The organism is Singulisphaera photorubra, from assembly GCF_045290345.1.
In the GTDB taxonomy this organism is placed as follows: Bacteria; Planctomycetota; Planctomycetia; order Isosphaerales; family Isosphaeraceae; genus Singulisphaera.
This window is the reverse complement of sequence record NZ_CP155447.1, coordinates 4,962,719-4,985,876: the sequence shown is the minus strand read 5'-3', so window position 1 is coordinate 4,985,876 and position 23,158 is coordinate 4,962,719. Positions and strand designations below refer to the sequence as shown.

The 23,158-nt window shown below is 61.6% G+C and carries 17 protein-coding genes; 9 read left to right on the top strand and 8 right to left on the bottom strand.

Features of this window, described 5'->3' with window-relative positions:
• Nucleotides 1-747 precede the first annotated feature (747 nt).
• The 4 genes from V5E97_RS18865 to V5E97_RS18850 all read left to right on the top strand — a co-directional run bounded on the left by V5E97_RS18865 (nt 748) and on the right by V5E97_RS18850 (nt 6,298).
• Nucleotides 748-2,199, top strand: a complete 1,452-nt coding sequence (locus V5E97_RS18865; protein ID WP_406700829.1) for a KamA family radical SAM protein — start codon at nt 748-750, stop codon at nt 2,197-2,199.
• Between the two features lie 16 nt (nt 2,200-2,215).
• Complete coding sequence (locus tag V5E97_RS18860; protein ID WP_406700828.1) at nt 2,216-3,256, top strand: D-alanine--D-alanine ligase family protein; 1,041 nt, start codon at nt 2,216-2,218, stop codon at nt 3,254-3,256.
• Complete coding sequence (locus V5E97_RS18855) at nt 3,253-4,323, top strand: D-alanine--D-alanine ligase family protein (RefSeq protein ID WP_406700827.1); 1,071 nt, start codon at nt 3,253-3,255, stop codon at nt 4,321-4,323. Before V5E97_RS18860 ends, V5E97_RS18855 begins: the two co-directional genes overlap by 4 nt.
• Nucleotides 4,324-4,549: 226 nt before the next feature.
• Nucleotides 4,550-6,298, top strand: coding sequence for a GNAT family N-acetyltransferase (locus V5E97_RS18850; RefSeq protein WP_406700826.1), 1,749 nt, complete (start codon nt 4,550-4,552; stop codon nt 6,296-6,298).
• Nucleotides 6,299-6,385: 87 nt separating this feature from the next.
• Here V5E97_RS18850 and efp read toward each other — a convergent pair whose 3' ends face one another.
• Together efp and V5E97_RS18840 are read right to left on the bottom strand one after the other, a co-directional pair.
• Nucleotides 6,386-6,904, bottom strand: a complete 519-nt coding sequence (gene efp / locus V5E97_RS18845; protein ID WP_406700825.1) for an elongation factor P — start codon at nt 6,902-6,904, stop codon at nt 6,386-6,388.
• Between the two features lie 175 nt (nt 6,905-7,079).
• Nucleotides 7,080-8,153, bottom strand: a complete 1,074-nt coding sequence (locus V5E97_RS18840; RefSeq protein ID WP_406700824.1) for a methyltransferase — start codon at nt 8,151-8,153, stop codon at nt 7,080-7,082.
• A gap of 281 nt (nt 8,154-8,434) precedes the next feature.
• Between V5E97_RS18840 and V5E97_RS18835 the strand changes: the two genes are divergently transcribed.
• Nucleotides 8,435-9,394: a serine O-acetyltransferase gene (locus V5E97_RS18835; protein ID WP_406700823.1), complete on the top strand. Its 960-nt coding sequence runs from the start codon at nt 8,435-8,437 to the stop codon at nt 9,392-9,394.
• 440 nt (nt 9,395-9,834) lie between these two features.
• On the opposite strand, the gene V5E97_RS18830 is transcribed toward V5E97_RS18835, so the two are convergent.
• From V5E97_RS18830 to V5E97_RS18810, 5 genes are all read right to left on the bottom strand, one after another.
• Nucleotides 9,835-10,230 carry a hypothetical protein gene (locus V5E97_RS18830; RefSeq protein ID WP_406700822.1) on the bottom strand — a complete coding sequence of 132 codons (396 nt, stop codon included), beginning with the start codon at nt 10,228-10,230 and terminating at the stop codon, nt 9,835-9,837.
• A gap of 20 nt (nt 10,231-10,250) precedes the next feature.
• Nucleotides 10,251-12,479, bottom strand: a complete 2,229-nt coding sequence (locus V5E97_RS18825) for an O-linked N-acetylglucosamine transferase, SPINDLY family protein (protein ID WP_406700821.1) — start codon at nt 12,477-12,479, stop codon at nt 10,251-10,253.
• Nucleotides 12,480-12,520: 41 nt separating this feature from the next.
• On the bottom strand, nt 12,521-13,312 hold the full coding sequence (locus V5E97_RS18820; RefSeq protein WP_406700820.1) for a class I SAM-dependent methyltransferase: 792 nt from the start codon (nt 13,310-13,312) through the stop codon (nt 12,521-12,523).
• A complete protein-coding gene (locus V5E97_RS18815) occupies nt 13,309-14,775 on the bottom strand; it encodes a glycoside hydrolase family 13 protein (protein ID WP_406700819.1) in 1,467 nt (488 codons plus the stop codon). Before V5E97_RS18815 ends, V5E97_RS18820 begins: the two co-directional genes overlap by 4 nt.
• A gap of 190 nt (nt 14,776-14,965) precedes the next feature.
• A complete protein-coding gene (locus tag V5E97_RS18810) occupies nt 14,966-17,305 on the bottom strand; it encodes a carboxylesterase family protein (protein WP_406700818.1) in 2,340 nt (779 codons plus the stop codon).
• Nucleotides 17,306-17,714: 409 nt separating this feature from the next.
• Here V5E97_RS18810 and V5E97_RS18805 point away from each other — a divergent pair, with 409 nt between their 5' ends.
• The 3 genes from V5E97_RS18805 (at nt 17,715) to V5E97_RS18795 (ending at nt 20,952) form a co-directional block, all read left to right on the top strand.
• Nucleotides 17,715-18,401, top strand: a complete 687-nt coding sequence (locus V5E97_RS18805; RefSeq protein ID WP_406700817.1) for a hypothetical protein — start codon at nt 17,715-17,717, stop codon at nt 18,399-18,401.
• Between the two features lie 137 nt (nt 18,402-18,538).
• A complete protein-coding gene (gene ilvD, locus V5E97_RS18800) occupies nt 18,539-20,470 on the top strand; it encodes a dihydroxy-acid dehydratase (protein ID WP_406700816.1) in 1,932 nt (643 codons plus the stop codon).
• Nucleotides 20,471-20,688: 218 nt separating this feature from the next.
• The gene (locus V5E97_RS18795; RefSeq protein WP_406700815.1) at nt 20,689-20,952 is read left to right on the top strand and encodes a hypothetical protein; all 264 of its coding nucleotides are present in this window, start codon (nt 20,689-20,691) and stop codon (nt 20,950-20,952) included.
• A gap of 112 nt (nt 20,953-21,064) precedes the next feature.
• On the opposite strand, the gene V5E97_RS18790 is transcribed toward V5E97_RS18795, so the two are convergent.
• On the bottom strand, nt 21,065-21,475 hold the full coding sequence (locus V5E97_RS18790) for a PilZ domain-containing protein (protein ID WP_406700814.1): 411 nt from the start codon (nt 21,473-21,475) through the stop codon (nt 21,065-21,067).
• 578 nt (nt 21,476-22,053) lie between these two features.
• Between V5E97_RS18790 and V5E97_RS18785 the strand changes: the two genes are divergently transcribed.
• Nucleotides 22,054-23,052, top strand: a complete 999-nt coding sequence (locus V5E97_RS18785; protein ID WP_406700813.1) for an SGNH/GDSL hydrolase family protein — start codon at nt 22,054-22,056, stop codon at nt 23,050-23,052.
• Nucleotides 23,053-23,158: the final 106 nt, after the last annotated feature.

Sequence of the window (23,158 nt, the reverse complement as noted above, 5' to 3'; positions counted from 1 at the left end):
CGGGACCGTATCCTGGTGAGCGTCGAAGAGGACCGTCTTCCGGCTGCGCGGCGATTCATATCGCGCATCAGGTTATCTCGTCCCGGCGAGACGACTCGCCGTTCGTACGGGACACCCAGGGCCCGGAACCAATTCTCGAGGTAGTCGGACATCCCGCCTTCGAGAAATCCTTTCCCTTGGAGTGGGCGACCCATCGGATTAACGCTCGGAATCGCGACGAGATCAGATAGCAGGCGAGTCACGGCGTCCACGGGCTCGGCTCCGAACGGGGGGCGACGATTGATAGGTTCATGCCCAGCAGCGCTGGGACGACCGCGCGGTCGATCAACGAACTTTCCGGCAATCTTACTCGCCAACGAAGCCGGCGTCACCCCGCGGGTCATGAAACCCGCTTGAGAATCTTGTCGGTTCCGGAAGACCCGACGAGTCGCAACGCGCTCCTGGCGGTGGGTTGACAGCCAGGAGCGAAACCGATCCTCAACCCGAGTGGTCACGGCTGCCGTCGGCTCGTCTCGGTCATTGGCAGATCTCTTCAAAGCACCACGAATTTCTTCTGACGCGAGAAGAGCCGGCATGCCGTTCGTTCACATTGTTTTGCGACTCGAGGCAGAATTTGCCAATTCTGGTTGAACTTGTGAAATGATTCCCCTTGCCTCGATTTATCAATTGCTTAGAATCCCACAGACCTTTCGGGGAGCGGACATTTATCCGATCCCTACTACTCTCATTTTGAGGGTCAGGACCACGATGGGCGAGCCGAGTAGCTCAACGAGCACAGCCGTCACCATCCCAGATGCGGTCGAGGTTGCCGATGGCGACGAGCCTCCCAGTTCGACGCCGCAACCCACGCCCCGCCACCCCGTCTGGGCCGACGTGCCCGACAGCGATTGGAACGACTGGCACTGGCAGTCGCAAAATGCCGTCCGGCACCCCCGTCAGATTCTCGATCTCATCGCCTTCACCGACGCTGAGCGCCACGCCATTGAGTCGCTTCAGGCTCAATACAAACTTGCAATTCCCCCTTATTACTTCTCCTTGATCGATCGGTTCGACCCACTCGATCCGATCCGGCTCCAGTCGGTTCCCTCCCCCTTGGAGATGACTGGCGAGGAGGGAGAAGACGACCCGCTCGACGAGGACAAGGATTCGCCCGTCCCGGGCCTGACGCATCGTTATCCCGATCGCGCCCTACTCGTCACAACCCACGTTTGCACGATGTATTGCCGATTCTGCACCCGGAAACGCGCCACGATGAAGCGGGGCGGCTGGGATGCGGTCTCGCGCGACGATCAGAGAATGATCGAGTACGTTCGCGACCATCCCGAAATCCATGATGTGATCGTCTCCGGGGGAGACCCATTGACCCTCCCGCTCGAGAAGCTCGCCTACTTTGTGGAGAGCCTGAGCGCCATTCCGCATCTTGACGTGATCCGGATCGGCACCCGCGTGCCGGTCACCTTGCCGCAACGAATCGAAGACAATAATCTTCTCGATATCCTTGAATCATCCGGGAAAATCTGGATCCAGACGCACTTCAACCATCCTCGAGAAGTGACTACAGAGACCCGACGCGCCTGCGATCGATTGCGGATGCGCGGGCTGCCGATCAACAACCACGCCGTTCTGCTGAAGGGGGTCAACGACAGCCTCGCCACTCAGCGGGAGCTTTGCCGGAGCCTGCTTCGGATCAAGGTGCGACCTTATTATCTCTTCCACTGCGATCCGGTGACCGGGGCAGGGCACTTCCGCACCCCGGTTTGGAAGGGGATCGAGATCATCGAAGGGCTTCGCGGTCACATCTCCGGCCTGGGCGTTCCCACCTACGTTGTGGATGCGCCTCGAGGGGGGGGCAAGATCCCGTTGATGCCCAACTACTTGCTCTCGGCCACGAACGACTCGGTCGTCCTGCGGAACTACGAAGGAATCATCGTCAACTATCACCCCACGGGTGAGCCGCCTCTGAAGCAAGACCCGGTCGTGACCCAAGGGGTGAGCGCCTTGCTCGAAGGACAGGCGGAAGTCCTCGTCCCGGAGGGGAATCCTCGCCTGATTCGAAGACGGGCCAGGGGAGTCGCCAACGGACTCAACGGTCGCCCGGCCCAGGATGCGAGTCCGAAACAGTCCAACGGCTCGGCTGGCAACGGACACGCCGACGGCACCTCGGTCAATGGTCTTGGCCAAGGTCATACCCCGATCTAATCTAAGGACCCGCGCATTGAGGATCGGGATCGCCTTCGACCTCGTGCCGATTGTCGCCTCGACTGACGGGCCCGACGACCGGTACGAGGAGTTCGACAAGCCGCAAACGATTGAGGCCCTGGCCGACGTGCTTCGGGGCGAAGGGCACAACGTGATCCTGCTGGGTGACGGTCGCGAGTTTCTCCAACGCGTTCTCGATGATCCGCCTGACTTCGTCTGGAATCTCGCCGAGGGGGAAGGGGGGGGGCGGAACCGTGAGGCACGCGTCCCGGCCGCACTCGAGATGCTCGGGATTCCTTACTCGGGGTCCGATCCGCTGACACTTGCCGCCGCGCTCGACAAGGGCGTTGCCAAACGGCTGGTCGAATCGGCGGTCGCCGTGCCCCAGGGGTTCACTTTCCCCTCAGGACTGTCCTCCAGTGAGGTCACGTCCTTGATACACACGGCGAGACTTCGGGAAAGATCAAATCAGTGGATCGTCAAGCCTTCATTTGAAGGCTCCAGTAAAGGAATTCGCTCGCGCTGCATTGCCGACACGGATCACGACGTGATCGAGCTTTACCAGAGTCTGTCACGCGACTACGGCCAACCCATTCTGATCGAGGAGTTCATCGCGGGCGATGAGGTGACCGTGGGGATCGTCGGCAACGGCGACCAAGCCGAGGTCATCGGGGCCATGAAGATCCGACCGAAGACGCCCGACGATCGGTTCGTCTATTCGATCGAGGTGAAACGGGACTGGGACGAACGCGTGGACTACGAGACGCCGGCCCGGCTCGCTTCTGACACCATGACGCGTCTGATTCGGTCGGCGCTTGGCGCTTACGAAGCCCTGGGCTGTCGCGACCTGGCGCGGATCGACTTTCGGATCCGCGCCGGCGTCCCCTACTTCATCGAAGCGAACCCGCTCCCTGGTCTGGCTCCGGATTGGAGCGATCTGATCATCCTTGCCCGAGGGATGGGAATCGGCTATCCCGAATTGATCCGAAAGGTGCTCCGCGTGGCTCTCACCCGTGTCGGGTTGGAGCCGTCTTCAAGGTCGAGGGTAGGTTCGTGACCCCGGTCCGGCTGAAGGTTGCTGTCCTCTACAACGCGCCGGTGCTTCCGCCGGAACATCCCGACGCCGTTTCCGAGTCGGATGTCGTCGAGGTTGCACAAGCTGTGGCCGCCGGGCTCGACGAAAATGGCTTCGAATCGACGCTGCTGGCGGCGAGTCCCCCCGTGGTCGACGTGCTCCTCGAACTCGACCGACTTGGGCCGGACGTTGTCTTCAACCTGATCGAAGGCTTCGGAGGATCAACGGCGGCCGCGACGCACATGACCGGGCTCCTCGAATTGGCCGGCTACCCGTACACCGGTTCACCTTTGGAAGCGTTGGCGTTCTGCGTTTCCAAAGGGCGAGCCAAGTGCCTGTTGCGGGGCGCGGGGCTGCCAACGGCTCCTGGTTTCGTGCTTGATCCGGGCGAGTCGGTTCCGAGGTGGGACTGGCCAGGCCCCGCCTTGATCAAGCCGGACGCGGAGGATGGCAGCCTGGGAATCGATCAGGCGAGCGTCGTGTGCGACTGGAATTCAGCGTGCGACCGCGTTGCCTGGATCCGTGCCACATACGGCGGCTCGGTGTTGGTCGAAGCCTACTTGCCCGGCCCCGAATACAATGTGGGGGTACTTGCCCTTCCCGACCCTGTGGCCTTGCCGGTCGCGGAAGTCGTGTATCAGCCGACGGATGGCACCTGGCCGATTTTGACTTATACGGCGAAGTGGTCCGTGGGATCGGCAGAGGATCGCGCGAGCCCTGTGAGCTGCCCGGCGAGGATTGAACGCGAGTTGAGCGAGCAGTTGGCGCGGTTAGCCGTCGCGGCGTTCAAGGTGACCGGTTGCCGTGACTATGCCCGGGTCGATCTTCGCCTCGATGGTCGGGGCGAGCCCATGATCTTGGAAGTGAACCCGAACCCCGATATCGGACCAACTGCGGGATGGGCGCGGGCGTTGCGGGTTTCCGGCCGAGCCTATCCCGCGACTCTCGCCGCCTTGGCGAGGCAGGCCGTCGAACGGGCCAGGTCGATCGGGTTGCCGCTTCGAGCACCAGGTCTTGGGAATCGCGGTCGAGGTTCTTCTACATCCTAGACGTATCGGCGAATATGATTGATGCAAAGGGTGATTGGAAATCCGGAACGATAGAAGGCATGCATGGCTGACCTGCGTCCACGCCGAGATTCCCTGATTTCGATGGCGGAAGCAATCGCCCGTTTCTCATCTTGATGATCGTTTTTTGGGAGCCCCTGGTTCTGGATTTTTCCTTGAATTGGGCTCAAATCGGCCTATTTTGAGATAGGCCCTTGAGAGGGCCGCCATGTTTCGGATCAGCCATGTCCTTGGTGTTCACCGCGACTACGATCGCCGCTGCATCGCCAAGATTCAGGCATTGTTTCAGGCGGCCTTTCCCGACCTCGACGTCGGCGACGACTATATCGCCCGCAAGGTCGGCGATCAGACGGCTCGGGGCTACCCGACGATCCTCCTCGCCGCGCACGGGCCTGGGGATCAGGTCCTCGGGTTCGCCTTGGCCGATTACTTTGATTCGATCGGCTTTGCCTACCTTGACTTCATCGTGGCCCAGGCCGAGCGCCGAGGGCGAGGCTTGGGGGGAGCGCTCTATGAGGCGCTCCGAGAAGACCTGATCGCGCGCGGGGCCGAGGGCCTCTTCTTCGAGGTTCCGACCGATGATCCCGGACAGGTTCCTGATCCTTCCTATTTGAAGATGAACAAGTCCCGGCTTAAATTTTACGAGCGCTATGGAGCGCTCCCCATCGTGGGCACGCTCTACGATCAGCCGATTCGCCCCGATAATCCCGCCGAGCCGAGGCTGCTCTACGACCCCTTACAGAGCACGAAGCCGTTGAATGCGCCCGAGCTTCGTCAGGCGATGAAGATGATTTTGACCGAGCGGTACCACTACGACCCGGACGATCCGTACGTCCTCCAACTCATCGCCTCGGTCAATGATTCGCCGGTTCGTCTTCGAAAGCCGCGCTATGTCAGTCCGAGCGACAAGAAGCCGAAGATTCCGCGGCGGCTCCAACCGCTCAAGGTCTTCTGTTCGTCGCGGCATGCGCTCCATCATGTCCGCGAACGCGGCTATGTGGAACGCCCCGCCCGGGTGGACGTCATTCTCAAAGCACTCGACTCCCTGCCTGACGTCGAGCGGCTGCCGGTCCGAAATTTCGGCGAGAAGCCCATTCGCGCCGTCCACGACACCGACTTCGTCAACTATCTCCGCAACTTCTGCCTGGACATCCCCGAGGGGGAGATGGTCTACCCTTACGTCTTCCCGATCCGGAGGACCGACCGGCCGCCCCACGACCGGAGCCGAAGGGCGGGCTATTATTGTATCGATACGTTTACGCCACTCAGCCGCGATGCGTACAAGGCGGCCCGGGCGGCGGTGAATGTCGCGCTCTCAGGCGCGGAGGCGATCCGAGCGGGGCACCCGTTGGTCTACAGCCTCTGCCGGCCCCCGGGCCATCATGCCGAACGCGACACCTACGGTGGCTTTTGCTACTTCTGCAACGCGGCGATCGCTGCGCAGTATCTCGTCGCGTCGTTCGGTCGGGTGGCGATCCTCGACATTGACTATCACCATGGCAACGGCGCCCAGGACATCTTCTACAATCGGTCCGACGTCCTGACCATCTCGATCCACGGCCATCCCAGCTTCGCCTATCCCTACTTTTCCGGGTTCGCCGATGAGATTGGCGAGGGACCAGGGAAGGGATTCAACCACAACATTCCGCTCGCCGAGGATACGCACGACGGTCGCTACCTCGAGGCGCTCGATGACGCGCTCGCGATCGTCCGCAAGTTCAAGCCCGAGGTCCTTGTCGTACCAGTCGGCCTCGATATCGCCAAGGCGGATCCGACCGGCACCTGGAGCGTCACGCCCGATGGCCTCTTCGAGATCGGCTATCGGATCGGAGGGATGAAATTGCCCACCCTCCTGGTTCAAGAGGGTGGGTACAACATCCGATCACTCGGGCGGAACGCCACCCGGATGCTGACGGGCGTCTGCGCTGGGGTGCTTGGACGCACCCGCAAGCATTAAGCGTGATCCCAAGCGAACCAAGGGCTTGCGGATTGAGTCGCTCGGCCGTTGCGGTGGAAACACAACGGCCGGGCTGCCTCGTGCTTCTTACTTAACGCGCTCGACGTACTCGCCGGTCCGCGTGTCGACCCGGATCTTTTCGCCGGGGCCGATGAACGGGGGAACCTGGACCTTCAAGCCGTTCTCGAGGATCGCATCCTTGTACTGGTTGGTTGCGGTCGCACCCTTGAGCGACGGCGGCGTGTCGGTGACGGTCAGGTCGATCGAGGCCGGGACCTCGACGGAGACCGCCTTGTCATCGACGTACATGACCTGCACCTTGCTGTTGGGCAAGATGTACTGCATCGCCGTGCCGAGGATCTCGGGCGGGAAGCTCAACTGGTCGAACGTCTCCGACTCCATGAAGACGTGCTCGTCCCCCGAGGAATAGAGATACTCGAATTGCTTGGTCTCGACATAGGGGACTTCGATCTGGTCGACCGACCGAAGCCGCTTATCAATCAAGGCTCCGCTATTCATGTTGCGGAGCTTCGTCTGGACCATGGCGCGAAGGTTGCCGGGGGTATGGTGGGCGAAGTCGACCACGACGAAGTTCGTTCCTTCCATCGTGATCACCATCCCCCTACGGATGTCAGTGGCCTTGATCATCATGGCGTTGTGCGTTGCCCCCGGAGAGAAAGACCCGAAATGAGCCACTCAAAAATAAGCGGACAGAGCGAGCGCAACATGCTGGCTCGGCTCTGGTAATGCTTTTGACAGTACCGAATGGCCAGCGATCTGGCTAGAGGGTTTGACCGGTCGTGCCGGGTTTGCGACCGGGGAGGACCCCACAATGGACGAGCGTTGGCGTGATCTCTCCGGGCTCCAGGCCGGCTTCGATCAGCCAGCTTCGATATTCCGCGGCGCTATAGGCTCGCCCTTCCGTCAGTCGGAAGAGTGCGGCTGAATAAAGAGCGATTGGCAATGGGCCGTCGAGGGAGTCATCGAGAAAGACGTCGTGAATCAAGAGCTGTCCGCCGGGGGGAAGCGCCGAAGCGCAGCGTCTGATCAAGGTTCGGCATTCGGCGATGTCCCAGTCATGGAGGATGTTCGAGAGCAAGATGACGTCGATCTCTTCGGGGACGGGGTCGTGAAACATGTCCCCCGCGCGGCATTCGAGGCGGTCGGCGACGCCGTGAGACTCGGCCATCTCCCGGGCGACCTTGAGGACCTCGGGCCGGTCCCAGACGATCGCGCGTAAGGTGGGATGGCGCTGGAGCCAGGCGATGCTGTAGATCCCGGTCCCGCCGCCGATATCGAGTAAACGGCGTCCCTCGGCCAGAGAGAACCGGCCGGCCAGGACTGGCGCCACGTTTTTGGCTCGCCCCGCCAAGGCGAGCGTCAGGTGCCGGGCCGAGGCCTCACGCTCCATCGCCGATTCGATCCCGTCGCGATAGATGAATGCTGCCCCGGGCTCATCCGCTGCATCCCCGGCTGGGCGGTTTGTGCGGAGGCGTTCGACCATCTCGAGCACGCCGGGGCTGTCGGCGGCCAGGCCGATGTAGCCACTGACGTCAAACTCACCACCGGGCACCAGGTGCCCCCGTGCCAGGTCGGATAAGTCGAGTCGCCCGTCAGCCTGCATGACCAGGAGGCCAAAGGCCCGGAGTGCCGTCACGAGCACCGCGATCGGCCGATCGGCCAGACCCATCGCCACGCCCAGAGCCCCTGGACTGAGCGGGCCTCGCTCGAGGTGTTCAAAAAGACGGAGATGCGCGACGGCGGCCGTCAGGAGTTCGGTCGCATGGTTGCCCCGAAAGAGCTCGAAGATCGGTGTGGGATCGAGGCGGGGCGCTTCGGTCGCGGCGCGTTCCATGAGGGCCAGCCCGTGAGGAAATTTTGGAGTCGTTGCAGGCGTGAGTCTGGAATTGATTGGGACGCCCGAACGGTTGTCAGTCGACGCGGCGACAATTGTCGCCTCCGGACGGCAAAGAATCGAGATCACCCGAATTGATTGGGCCGATTTCCCGGTGCGACCGATAATCCAAGTAGCTCTGCTATGATTGATTCCATCGCCTGTCCTGTCTACAATGGCCTAACTTCCTGATGGATAAAGATTTTCTCGATGCGGTCAGGTTGCCAGGAGAGATGAAGAGGATGGCCACCGACATTCGCTTGAAGGAATCACTTCCCGCGTTGACTGAGCGGATTGTCGAAACCTACGAAGAGTGTGGCGGGATCAACCACCTGGGCCACTCTCCGCTGCCGAGTTATCGCGAGATCGTCGAGATCTTGGCCGATATCCGTGAGATCCTCTATCCCGGGTATGGCCGGCGGCAAAATCTCCACCTCGGCAATGTCGGCTATCACGTCGGTGACCTGATCGACAGCCTTCACGACCGGCTGACCCAGCAGATCACTCGCGCTTTGCGGCATGACTGCAAGGCCAGGGATCTTGAGACCGACTTCGAGGCAGAGGCCCAGGCGATCGCGATCCGCCTCCTCGAATCGCTTCCGGACCTCAGGAAGATGCTGGCCGACGATGTTCATGCCGCGTTCGAGGGCGATCCGGCCGCCAAGAATCTCGACGAGATCCTCTTCTGCTACCCCGGCGTCTCTGCCGTCACCGTTTTCCGGATCGCCCATGAGCTGTTCAAGCTCGGGGTTCCCTTGATCCCCCGGATGATGACCGAGTACGCGCACGGTAAGACGGGAATCGACATCCATCCCGGCGCCACCATTGGGGCTCGTTTCTTCATCGACCACGGCACCGGAGTCGTCATCGGCGAGACGACGCACATCGGCGAAGGGGTCAAGATCTACCAAGGCGTGACCCTGGGCGCTCTCAGCTTCCCGCGCGACGAGAACGGCAATATTCTTCGCGACCACAAACGCCATCCGACCATCGAACACGATGTGGTCATTTATGCCAACGCCACCATCCTCGGCGGTAAGACCGTCATCGGCCACCACTCCGTTGTCGGCTCGTCGGCCTGGATCACCCGGAGCACCGCTCCTTACACCACGGTGACGATCGAAAATCCTCGACTCCGCTATCGAGGAACCTCGGACGAAGCGAACAACGATCACTTCACTGCGCTCGACTACCAGATTTAGAGCGGTCACCTTCGAGTGGCTCTCATCTGGGTGACTGTGGCCCGCAAAAGGCTCCCGGGAAAACGGATTTGCCTGTTTGTATGAATCTTGGTTTTGATGGTTTTTTGTTGGGCACGCGGCTTGACACCGACCTGCGCTCGGCGGACGCCGGTTGACCACAAAGGTGCAGTTCCAGGTCGAATAGAATGCCGACATGAATGCAGGTCGGATCGATCCGCCTGCCAAGGGCGAGAATCACGAAGACCTTGCGATTCGGACGATGTGGCGGGCCAGAGGCAATCCGTAGCGACTACTGGTCCCCAACCTATTCCGCCAGAAAAGCGGTAGTGACGCTCGGTTTCGGGGGCTCTTGTAATGGCGGTCCAGTCGCGTCCCGAGGAACGGCACGTGCGACTTTGCGTTTGAGGAGGGGGAGGCCAGTTCGAGAGATCTGGCAATGCTCAAACTCGCACTGGTTTCGCTCCGCCGTAGCGGCTCACGAACAGGGTTGCAGCCTCTTGCCAGGCTCGGTTGGGAGTGCCGACGCTCTCGTGAGCGACGTCCGCCACCACCGCATAACAGGCCGCGCCCAACCCCGCCGCCTGGAACGCGAGACTGGCGTTGTAAGTGAAGGCCATGTCGTAGAAGTGCCGCCCGAACGCGTCATCCCACCAGCCTGCCATGTCATCATGGGTAAACCGCCCAAACAGCGGTGCATCCCCTTCCCACCGCCGGAGCACCGCCAGCAGGACTCCGTCCAGCACCGCTACGGGCCCAGGCGGGCCAAAGAGCGTCTGCTGATAACTCCCTTCGTTCCCCGTGTTGGGGAGACCGGCGGGCAACGGATGCGACACCATGCCCCGGTTGAGTCCGTCCATCAGACCGGGATGGGCGGTCTGTCGCCACCAGGGGAGCCGTTGCGGTGAGAAGGCCCGGGTGCCGGCCACACCGAGGATCGGGTAATGTTGCAGCAGGTCCCATACCTGCAACTCGAACGACTCCCAGTGGCGGAAGTTGAAGTCGTCGTGCTTGAATAAGACGAGATCAGCCCGGCTGTGTAGGTAAGCGTCCCGGTATAAGCGGGAAAGGTTCCCATCTGAGCATTCGCGCACGCGAGTGCTGATTCGGCCTGGGGCGTCGGCCACAGGAAAGCGGTCGTGGTCTCCCGGGCGAACCGGCACGACGATTTCAATTGTCCGGGATCGGGAGAGTCGAATGCTTCCCGGTTCGGTCCGGTCTGACCCGGCGAGTGGGCCGTTTTCCTTGGGCTCTCGAGTCTCACCATGGCCGGGAGGCGTGAATCAGAAACCGCTTTCGTCGCGTCTAACTGAGCCGCACACCAGTCACGCCAGATTTGTCGGTAAGTGGCCTCGAGCTGGTGGGTGAAGGTCGGACCGTCGCAGAGTCGTCCCATCCGCTCGCGGAGGGACTGGCGCAGCGCCGTCAGAGCAGCCGGGTCGTTCGCCAGTCGCTGCGCCCGCTCGAGATACTCCTCAGGGGTCGCGGCGATCAGGTCGGTCAGTCCGAGAGGAGTCAGCACGGCGGCTGAGAGCCGACTCGCCGTCCTTTCACCGCGAAGCGTGACGACGGGGACGCCCATCCAGAGCGCTTCGCATGTGCTCGTATGACCGGTGAACGGGAAGGCATCAAGGATCAGGTCGATCTCGCCATAGACCGTCAGGTCTTGCACGTCGTCAGTGTCGGGCTGCCGCACCTCGATTCGCTCCGGCGCAATTCCCAATGGCTGGAATCGGCTCCGCAGCCAATCTGCGACGCGCGGAGAGCGTGAGCGATCGATGAAGAGCAGTCGGGACTCTGGCACCGCCTGCAAAATCCGCGACCAGAGTGCCAAAACATCGTCATTAAGATTCTGGAAAGTCTGATGCGATCCGAAGGTGAATCGTCCCAGCCTCAGGGCTGGTAACGGGCTCACAGGAGGGGCCGAAGCGGGCGGCTCGAAGCAGAAGAAGGCCTCGGGCAGGTGAACCATTCGCTCGACGGCCAGGGCCGGCTCGTCAGGAGGATGAAGCACCTTGTCGGTGAGCCAGCAGTCCATGGCCGGCAGCCCGGTCGTGTTCGGATAACCGAGATAGGTGGCCTGGATTGGAGCCGGCTGCTGGGCGAAGACGTCCAGGCGATTACTCGGATTATGACCGGTCAAATCAACAAGAATATCGATGGCGTCTTCACGCACCTGACGGGCCACATCTTCAGGAGTCTGCCCATTCGTGATGCGCCAGTTGTGCCCCAAACCTTGCAGGCGTTGGGTCAATTCGTCGGGCGCGGAGACTTCGGCGTACAGGAAGATGAGGCACGCGACTCGGTTGTGATTGCGCAGGATCGGCTCGATGAAGCGGGCCACCGAATGGGCCCGGAAGTCGGCCGACACATAGCCGATCCGCAAGGGACGTTCGGGATCGAGCGCGTTGGAATAACGGCAAGGCTGTCTCAGCGCGGCTCGCACTCCCCAAAAGCGATGCTCGTCGAAGATGGTCTCCGCATCCCAATCGTGGAGGTGGTTCGTCAAATTCAAGTAGTTGTTATGGGCGAGGCCGAACGGGGGAACGGCAAGCGAGGCGAGGCGATAACCGGTCATCGCCTCGCGAAAGCGGCCGAGCTGTTGATTGATTTCGCCCAGTTTGTTGTGAAGGGTTAGTTGCGACGGGTCTTGTGCCAGGCTCGTCTGAAGTGTCTGGATGGCTTCCTCGTAGCGGCCGAGCTGGGTCAGGGCCGTGCCCAGGCTGTTGTAAGCCAGGAGCTGAAGCGGATCGAGCCGGATCACTTCCTCAAAGCAGGGAACGGCCTGCTCGTCGTTTCCATTCTCCAGGTAAATCGAACCCAGGCTATTGAGATAGGTGACATTCTCGGGGCATAGCCTCAGTGCCTGGCGGAGATGAGCGACCCCCATCAGAGGGTAGCCGGCTTGGTGAGCGATCAATCCGAGCAAATGCCAGGTCTCGGCGTTGCTCGGATCGGCGACCAAAATCGGGCGATAGTGGAGCTCAGCCTCATGAAATGGTCCGGCCCGGTGGTCGGTCACCATTTCGTGGAGCAGGGCGTCGATGCCCTGTAGACTCGCCGGGTCGGCCACTTTCTCGTCGGCCATTGATTTCATCCTTGCCTGGACTGTCTCTCGGTCGCTCCCGTTTAGCTCGGCCGGCTTGCGAACACGATCCAGCCTCCCGCGCGGAGCGAGTGCCCGAACCAAGGCGCGGCGATTGGCTCGGCGCGCACGGCGTCGATGGCCAGAACGTCATCGATCTGGAAGCCGGCGGATCGAAGGTCCGATTTCAGTTCGCGCCAGCGGAAGAGATGCACTTCCATGCCGGCGATTCCGCGATAGGTCATCCGGCGATCACCCAACCCCGGATGTCGCATCAGGGCATGCTTCGCCTGGCTGAGGAGCCACGTCCTGCCCTGGGGGTCGCCCAGGTTGAGCCAGAAGTTGTGAGCATGGAGAGCGAGTCGGCCCCCGCGCCGGAGGATTCGAAAGGTTTCGGCCAGGGCCCGTCGGCGAGCGGGCCGCCCCCGGATCATTCCGAGGGTGCTGAACATCGAGAGGGCATAAGCGAAGGTTTCATCCCGAAAAGCGCCAAGGCGGCAGAGGTTCGCCTCGACGCCAAGAAATGAGAGGTTTTCGGCGTGGGCCTCGACCTGCGCTGTGCGGAGCATCGCGTGCGAGAGATCCACCGCGACCACGGGAAATCCGCGTCGAGCGAACCGCAAGGCATGCCGGCCGGTCCCGCAGCCAAGATCGATGAGCGGAGCAGGCTCGACGAAGCGGGCGTCGAGCGCCCGCGCGTCCGTCTGGAACAGGGGGTGGTCGCGGAAGTATTCATTTTCCTCGTCGGCGAGCCGATCCGTGTGGGTGTACTCCCAGAGGGACGGGTTGACACCTTCGGGGAGCTGCCAGAGAGGAGGGGGTGAGTTTGGTTTCATGCGGGTAAGGGGGTGGCGAACACGCGGCCCGAGCGCGGGGCGAGTTCGACGCCACGGAGGGTGTTTCCTTCAGATTGAGCGGTTTGGTGGGTCCAGACCTCATCGAAGCCAGTTCCCTCGGGAACGAGATTCGAGAGTGGGACATCGACTCGTCGTGTCGATAGCGACGTGTTGATCACGACGACCACGGTTTCGGAGCCGAGCTGGCGGGCGTGGGCGAGAACATCGTCCTGGGCCAAGAGGATCTGGAATGAGCCTCGTCGAAGCGCGGGGCGGTTTCGACGCAGGGCAATGTAACGCTGAAAGTCGTGTAAGAGCTCACGGTCCCAGCTCTCAGACGTGTACCAAGGGAACGCACGCCGGTTGTCGGGATCATGCTTGCCGGGCATGCCGATCTCATCACCATAGTAGATCGAGGGAGCTCCGGTGTATGTCATCTGGAAGAGGGTCGCCAGTCTGAGTGCGGACTTGTCCCCTTGCGCCAGGGTGAGAAATCTCGGCATGTCGTGGCTATCGAGCAGGTTCATCTGAACCGCATTCACATTCGGATGATAGTGGCCGATCATCGTTTCGATCGCGTGGCGGAAGGCGGGCGCGCCGAGCGGGTCGAGCGTGTGGAAACTCGTCCTCCCAAGTTCGCTCCGATCGACCGACTCGCCGATGAAGAAGGCGATACAAGCGCGTGTGAACAGATAGTTCATCACGGCATCCCACATGTCTCCTTGCAGCCACCGCTTTGCTTCGCCCCAGACTTCACCGACGATGTAGGCGTCAGGATTACCAGCGTGGACCCGCCGGCGAAGCTCCTGCCAGAACGAGTCGTCGTCAATCTCGTTCGCGACATCGAGGCGCCACCCGTCGATCCCCATGTCGATCCACTTCCGGCCGATCCCCAGGAGAAATTCACGGACCTCGGGGTTCCTGATGTTGAATTTCGGCAGGGCAGGGAGGTTCCACCAGGCTTGGTAGCCCGGGCTGCTTTCGGTGTCGTAAGCGTTGAGGGGATAGCGATGGACCGTGAACCAGTCGAGGTAGGCGGCGTTGGCCCCGTTTTCGAGGATGTCGTGGAACTGGAAGAATCCGCGACTGGCGTGGTTGAAGACGCCGTCGAGGACGACCTTCATCCCTCGGCCATGGGCCTCTTCGAGAAGCCGGCTCAGGGCGGCGTTGCCGCCGAGCATCGGGTCGACCTTTTCGTAGTCGTGAGTGTGATAGCGGTGGTTCGAGGCCGACTGAAAGATCGGCGTAAAGTAGAGGGCGTTGACGCCGAGCTCGAGGAGGTAGTCGAGACGTTCGACCACCCCGATCAGGTCGCCTCCCTGGTAGCCATGATAGGTCGGGGGGGCGCCCCATTCGTCGAGATGACTGGGCTTGGGGACCGTCAGGCTCCGAGCGAACCGATCGGGGAAGATCTGGTAGAAGATGGCATCACGCACCCAGTCGGGAGTCTGGGGTTCGCTCACAACACGCTCCGTGGTCAATGCGAAGGGGCATCAAGGGATCCCGGCGGGACACGTTGTGTTCGCCGAGAACTTGCCGGAATCGCCGGCCGATGACGTTTTTCTGAGGGGATTAGACAGGATGACCGCGGCTCATTCTCCTCAATTCTCAGCCATTCCTTCGGAGAACTTCTGCCGCGTGGTCGGATGAGAATCATGCACCTGGGCTGATCCATGAGGCCTTGAGCCAGAAGATCTGCTGGCGATCACCGCGAAGTCGGAGGTCTTCCAGGAAGGGTTCGATGTTTGGTTCGGCGACTGGTTTGATAAACGAATCCTTGTTGATTCGGACCTCGATCTTTCGATTGAAATCGATCAGCTTCGGACTGACCCAGACGTCGAGTCGCTTGACTCCGTTGGTCTGGATCTTGATGAGATTACTGAGGTGGCTCGACGACATCTTGATGGTGGCCGGCTTGAGATTCTTTCCGAACGGCTCGACGACTTCAGGAGCGGTCGATCGGCCTTCGAAGAATTCACGGACCACGACCCCGTAGAACCGGTCGTCCGACTCGCGCGCCGTGACCGCATCGAATTCCTTCGGGAACGGTTCGCGTCGATGGCAGTCCATCCAGTCGAAAACCGCGGTCGCTTCCTCGGGGAGGTCCTCCAGGCCGCGGCGGTAGTATTCGACATAGGTTACGTCGTACGTCTTCGCGATCAGCGGTTTCAAGAGGTTCTGGAAGACGATCTCGGGACCGGCCGGCGCCAGGTCGCCCAGGCCCACATAAAGGGGAACCAGCTTGGCGTGGGATTGATAACGAAATGCGTACTTGAAGGGGAGGCCCGAAATCACCGCCACGCCAGCGAACAAGTCGGGGTGGGCGAGACCGTAATCCCACGCCATGTCCCCGCCCCGCAACTGTCCCCCCAGGAAGACTCGGTCGCCATCGATCGCGTATCTTCGCCGGGCATCGCGTAGGGCCAACTCGACGGCGGCGTGCTCGCTCGTCGAATAGGTGTAGTTGTCCCCCTGGTCAGGGAGGCGATACTCGGGGGCGATGACAATGTAACCACGACGCGTTGCTTCGGCCGACCACCAGTCGATCGCAGCCGACGGGCCCCTTCCATCGTGGAGCGCGACGACGGCTGGGTAGCTTCGGAGCGGGTGATATTCCGGTGGCAGCAAGACCGAGTACTCGGTGGGTGCGAGATTCTCATCTTCGCGGACCCGATGAAGGGTCGGTTCTCCCGGCTTCGTCTTCTTGTCACTCTCCGTATCGAGCGGGGGAGGCATCCGGATCGCGAGCCGGGTCAGGAGATCGAGTCGGAGGGTCGCGACGGTTTGCCCCGGCCGTTCGGGTAAAGGAATGGTTTGCAGTTGATCGAGGGCCGCGGTGCGCTCACCTGCTTCGGAGGTGGAGAGATACGTGTGAAGCTGGTCGCGAAGTTTCCAGAGGCTTGTGGCCATCTCCAGACTGGTCACCGCGGCGTCGGCGCCGACCAGATATCCTGAGACCGCCAGAGCGAACTGGGCGTCGTCCTTGATCGCGGGATCGTCCTTTGCCTTTTGCCAGGCCACGAAGCGGTCGCGGACGGCCTCGGGGGCCTCCGCCAGGGCTCGGAGCATCTCGTTCACTGGCGCTTTCCATGTCTTCTTCGCGTCCGAAGAGATTCGCTCCGACAAGCTGCGAAACGCTTTGGCGAGCCCTTCGTCCGCGGCCACCTGCGCTTCGTCTCTGCGGACCTGATCGCGGACATCGACGAGCACGTCCGCGGCCACGTCTTTGGTCGGGAACGTCTTGAGCCGGTTCATGACCTCGTGATACTGCTGCGCCTTGCGGCGGACGTCGAGGTCGGCCTTGATTTGTGCCGACTCGAGCTGCGCCACGACAGTTCGTGCGTTGCCGATCGTCTCGCGCAGGGAAGCGTCATCGGGAAAGTCACGGATCAGGTTGTCGAGTTCGCGTTTGGCGTCGTTGTACCACTCGGCCTGGATCAGGAATGAGGCCACACGCCGGCGTTCGTTGAGGTTGGTGGAGTCAACCTTGGCGAGAATGCTGAGCACGATCTCGCGAGGAATCTGCTTCGTGCTGAGGCGGCCATCCTGCCAGAAGCCATCCACGCCCCGCAGCCTTACCTTGTAGGGGCCAAGTTCGTAGATTGCTTGCTCCATCGAGATCGGCTGATTCGACTTGGCCGATCGGTACTCGAACTGTCGGCGGCCTTGCTCGTTCCACGCGGTTGTCTTGATAGCGAGAGCCTCCTTGGGCATCACGCCGCCATGGAGGACGAGCGGCTGCTCGAGCTTGAAGATTTCCCAGTGGCCGAACGTCGTGTCCGGGTCTTTCCTCGCAATTTTCGAGTCCCGCACCACGACTCGCTTGAGACCGTCGTCGATGAAGACGATGGTGTTGTCCTGGTCGACGGAACCCCGGTAAACGATTCCGTTTTTGAGGACCACGTTCTCGCCGAACGTGAAGGTCGACAACGACAGGAAGAGCAAGGTTAGCCGCGAGCAGCCTGGGGGTCTCAGCCGTGGAGCCTGTCTCATTTGCCTGGGTATCCCTACGCCGAGTGAGTGCCGGAGATTGGGCAATGGAGAGGGCTGAAGCCGTCGTCGCCGGGTTCGAGCCGATGGCCGTGTCGGAAGGGCCTCGGGTTCCGCCTCGGTTGCGTTCCTGTTGGGAGCGAGGACGAATCGCCCCTCGTTTGGTTTCGCCAGGGAGGTCTCATGCCGAGGCGCTCGAAAACCGCCCTCACAAAGCAGGCGAAAAGCCGTCCTAAGCGCATTTCAATAGGGCGGCCTTGGCTTTCACTGATTGTCTCTATTGTGACGCTTTGAGCAGCGGGGTCAAGTCGCCTCGACCAGTTCGGCTTCCAGGCCGATCCGGCCCTGATTCAAGGCTTCGTGCGGAGGCTTCAGGTTCGACCGTGGCTCCGGGCAGTGGCACGATCGGTGGATGACGCGTACTCTGGAGGGCCGTGGTTGCCGATTGAACATCGTGCCAATTTGGGGGCGGCTGGGCATGGCGGGGGTTCCACTCAAATTTCGGTGCTATCAGTGCAACCAGCTTCTGGGAGTTTCACGTGGGAAGGTGGGGACGGTCGTCGCCTGCCCCAAGTGCCGGGCCGACCTCATTGTTCCCGACCCGGACGAGGCTGAATTCGCCTCCGAGTTGGAGAGTACCGACATTGCATCATCGCCACGCGCTGGCGAGGCGTCCGAGGAAGGGATCTCACTCGATCTTCTCGATATCCGGCCTGAGGATATCCGGGTCGAGCCGGGGGTAAACTGGACGCCGCCGCTCACCGAGTCGGCCCCTCGTGAGCCATTCCCCTATCTGCCGCCAGAACCCGAGCCGCCGGCATTCGCGGCCTCCGGCGACGTTCCGCCTCCGATCAACGTTGTCGGTCCCGCTGGAGCGACGACGAGCGGGGCGACTTCGCGAGCTTCGGAGCCGCTCGTTCCGCCGATCCAGTTCGAATCGACCCGCATCGCCGAAACGAGGATCGCTCCGAGTCGTTCGCGGGACGTCGTCCTACCCCGGTCGGTGGTTGCCACTTGGTCGCTCTTCGTGCTGCTGGCCCAGGGGCTTTCGTTTGTCGCCGGCCTTCTGGCGGGTCACTTTTTGTGGCGCGTTCACTGACCGAGTCGCCAACGTGTCCGCGGGGCGTCTTGGAAGCACTCGGACCGTCTGATAGGATAGAACTTTGGCGCGTGATCGTCAGGCCGATCCCTTTCCGCGCACTTTGACCTGGAATAATTGAGCCGGGAGTCCTCCTCATGCCCACCGAGACGAATGGGGTCAGCATGCGATCCGACACGATCAAAAAGGGGGACGCACGTGCGGGCCACCGCAGCCTGCTGCGCGCGACCGGCGTTCGTGAAGGGGACTGGGACAAGCCGTTCATTGCCATCTGCAATAGCCACGTTGACATCATTCCGGGACACGTCCATCTCCAGGAGGTGGGCAATTTCGTCAAGGAGTGTGTCCGGGCCGCTGGCGGAGTGCCCTTTCTGTTCAACACGATCGGCGTCGATGACGGGATCGCGATGGGCCACAACGGGATGAAGTTCTCGCTCCCGTCGCGCGAGCTCATCGCCGACTGCGTCGAGACGATGATCGAGGCGCACCGGTTCGACGGAATGATCTGCATCCCCAACTGCGACAAGATCGTACCCGGGATGTTCATGGGGGCCATGCGGGTCAATGTGCCGACCGTTTTCGTCTCGGGAGGCCCCATGGAGGCGGGGAAGACCGAGAGCGGGAAGTCGGTCGACCTGATCGACGCGTTCGTCGCGGGTGTGAAGCGGCAGAACGGTCAGATCACCGCCGAAGAACTTGATGAAATCGAAAAGGCGGCCTGCCCGACGTGCGGGAGCTGTTCGGGCATGTTCACGGCCAACAGCATGAACTGCCTGGCCGAGGCGTTGGGCATGGGCTTGCCTGGAAACGGCACGATCCTGGCAACCTCCGCCGATCGCAGGTCGCTCTACGAAAACGCGGCGAAGCGGATTGTTGGGATGGCCAAGGATTTTGGCCGCCTCGGAGCCGGGCACGGCCTCTTGCCGCGAGAGATCGCGACGCGTGAGGCGTTCGATAATGCCATGATCCTGGATATGGCGATGGGGGGAAGCACGAATACCGTGCTGCACATCCTGGCCATCGCTCATGAGGCAGGCGTCGAGTACTCGATGCGCCGGATCGACGAGCTGAGCAAGAAGGTCGCGAATATTTGCAAGGTGAGTCCGGCGAGCTCCTATCACATTGAGGATGTCGCCAGGGCAGGGGGCATCCACACGATTCTCGGGGAAGTGGAACGCGGTCGCCCCGGTCTGCTCACGCTGTCCTGTTCCACGGTGACCGGCAAGACCCTGGGCGAGAACATCGCCGACTACGACGTTCGGAACGCGAATGCCGTCGCCGCGGCGAAGATGTTGACTCGGGTCCGCCCCGGCGGTGAGCGCACCACCCAGGCCTGGTCTGTGCCGAGTGTAGCTGCCGAGGCACGCTCGCAGGCCGCCGGCCTGGCGGTGCTGGACTCTGAGGGCGAGACTCCGGGAGGGAACGGGAGCAACGACTCCGACTCGCAAGAGGGTACCTCCGGCTTCGATCCGTTTGACGTGATCCGCACGGTGGATAAGGCCTACTCGCAGTCGGGCGGCTTGTCGATGCTCTACGGCAATCTCGCGCCCGAGGGGGCGGTGGTCAAGACGGCGGGTGTCGACCCGAAGATGCTCAAGCACACGGGCCCCGCCGTGATCTTCGAGAACGAGCAGGACGCCTATAACGGCATCGTTTTCGATAAGGTGAAGGCCGGCGACGTGGTGATCATCCGCAACGAGGGGCCAAAGGGAGGCCCGGGCATGCAGGAAATGCTGGCTCCCACAACAGCCATCAAGGGAGTGGGCCTCGGGGACAAGTGCGCTCTGATCACCGATGGCCGCTTCTCGGGAGGGACGGCGGGCGCCTCGATCGGGCACGTCAGCCCCGAGGCCGCCGTGGGCGGACCGATCGGCCTACTCCGCGACGGCGACATCATCGAAATCGACATTCCCGCGGGCCGGCTCTCGGTTCAACTCTCCGACGAGGAACTCGTGGCCCGACGGGCGTCGTGGACCGCTCCCGCCCCGCGTTTCACCCGCGGCTACCTCGCCAAGTATGCGAGCATGGCGACCAGTGCCCACACGGGAGCCATTCTTAAGTGGGATTGATCGGATCTCTCGCGCGGGGCGTGCCGACGGGCCGCCCTGCGTTTGAGAGTTTCCAACCCCCTCCTGGGTTTGGAATCGCGAGGCGACCCACCTTTCGCCGAGTAGGAATTCGTCTCGGCGAACGTAGAATGAAATAGAGGAGTCGCGCTCCGGCGGCTCATCGGTTGACGGAGGCGAGTTCCTCGGCCCAACGGTCGTTAAGCGACCAGGGAGCACCGATGGCGCACCCACATCTCTCAACCGAACGACAGGCGACGCGGCTCGACCAGAAGGCCGACTCTACGTCACTCGAACCCCACGTCTCCAACAAAGTCAACGACCTCTGGGTCAGCGACCTTGCCAACGATCTAGCCTGTCTCGGACTCTGCGATCTTGAACAAACCCTCGCCGATCGGGGCGAGGAGTTGGCCTTTTTCAGCCTGACCAGCGATGACGGAAAGAGCACGATCGAAAGGCCCCATCACCACGAGTTGGGGATGTAGCCAAAGGCGATCGCGATGTTTTGAGACGCCCTTCCGAGAGTCCGATGAGCGAGCGTGCCCGGGCCGTTCTCCACAGAACAGACCGGGGCGTTCGATCTCAGCTTGGCGTCGTTCAGGGTTGCTCCGAACTGGACGAACTCGTCGCTTTTTCCTCGGATGTATGGGGCGCAAGTACGGCCGACTTGATCATGATCGTCGGGCAAGGCTCGCGGAATTTGATCCGGATCCGGTAGGTGCCCTCGGTCGGCTCGATTCCGACGACGTCTCCTTCGATCCAAGGGGTCGGAGTTGACCCCACAAGACGAATGCAGACCAACGTCGAACTCGGCGGCGGAGTGGTCGAGGTCAGCGCCGCTCCCATTCGACTGATATCGAGCAAGCGCGCTTTGACCGTGCGGGATTCTCGGCCTTGCTGCCACGAGAGCATCGCGCGGCGCCGCGATTGATGACGCGGGTTGGTGCGAAACGCCTCACCCACAGCTCGAGGGCGGGCCTTGAGGAAACCGAGTAGGTAGTCATTCATCTTCGACTCCTCGAACGGAATGCCCGGCCGATCAGTAATTCCTTTTCCTCTGATTCCTCCGGCTAGGACCATTCTAGCCCACATTTTTCATCCGGCCTGTTGTTAAAACGCCTCATGGCGATTGCTCTCGAATTCACGGTGCGAGGCGTTGCGGTGATTTTTTAAGATCAACGCGTCGGGGCCCGCACGGCGATTGACGATTCTAAGTCCTTTTCGGGGCGAATTCGTCGCGATAATCAGGGTAATCCATGTAAGCCTATTAATCAGACGATTTTTCCTAGTCGAAGGATCGAAGAAGCTTTAGTTTTTCCAAATTTGGAGCTAAAGTTTTTTAGGTCACAGGACGACTCACGGGCGTAAATGTCCGGGTTGTGGTTTGTAAGGAAGGTTGCGATCAACCCGTTCAGCACTGACCAACCGCTCGCCACCCCACAAAGACGGCGCTCGACGAGGTTTGTGACTGGGGGATGTTCGCCGCCCGCTCTCCAAGGAGGAACGAGCTAATATCGATTGAGGGCCCGATTTCGGTGCATTCGATCGATCACCACCTATGATGAAACTCCAGGGAGTGTATGTCGATGAGGGGGCTGAAGGAGGGATTTCTGGCGTCGATCCTGGCCTTGTTGCCGTGCTCGGCTGTTCCGGCCGGTGAATTGGGCGGAATTGGGGTACTAGGCGACAGCTATTCTGATGAGTATCAGTTTTACTCCCCTGATCGAATGACGAGCCGCAACTGGGTTGAGATTCTTGCCGGGACTCGTGGTTTGAACTTCGGCCAGTTCAGTACGGTCAGCCGTGGCCAGCCGCGCAACCAGGGCTACGCGTTCAACTGGGCGCAGAGTGATGCGACGACCGATGACCTACTTGCCGCCGGGCAGCACACCGGACTGGCCGCTCAGGTGAGGTCGGGGGAAGTCTCCGTCGTGGTGATCTTCATCGGCGGCAACGACTTCATTCATGCGCTCGGGTCCACTAACCCCGCGACGGCGCTCGACGATGTCTTGCCCCGGGCCATGGCCAACTATCGGGTGGCCCTGGAGACGATTCTCAACGCAAGTCCCCAGGTCAAGGTCGTGGCCGTCACGGTGCCGGACATCAGAGACCTGCCGATGATCAGGGGCGCCGTCCGTGATCGAAGCCTACCTCCCGCGTTGCTGGATCGTTATTCCGCGGCGCTCCAAACCTATAATACCCAGATCCGGTCACTCGCCTTGATTCAACCGAGGGTCGCGGTGGCCGACTTCGATCTGGCCGCGAAGATTGCGAATCGGTTCAGTCGCGACCATACGTTGATCGGAGGTCGGAGGCTCGACCGGATCGAATCGGGAAACGACCTCGATCATCTCTTTCTGGCCGACCAGCGTCATTTCGGGACGTTGGGGCAGGGGCTCATGGCCCAGATGGTCGTCAACGCGATCGACACAAAGTTCGCCGCGACGATTGCGCCACTGAGTGACCGGGATATTGCGAGCTTCGCAGCCTCATTCTCCGAACCCGCATCCAACTCGCCCTCGTTCGCAACGCTCGGCGCGAATGGTCCAGATGCGGAGGGTCGCCTCCCGATGGGCGCACGCTGAAAACAACGTCACCACTGGGCCTGACTTGATCCTCAAGCGGGGATTTGCCTGATTGTCGCGGCCTCGCCCTCGCCCGTTCGGACGACTCGTTCGCAGTCGTCCTGGG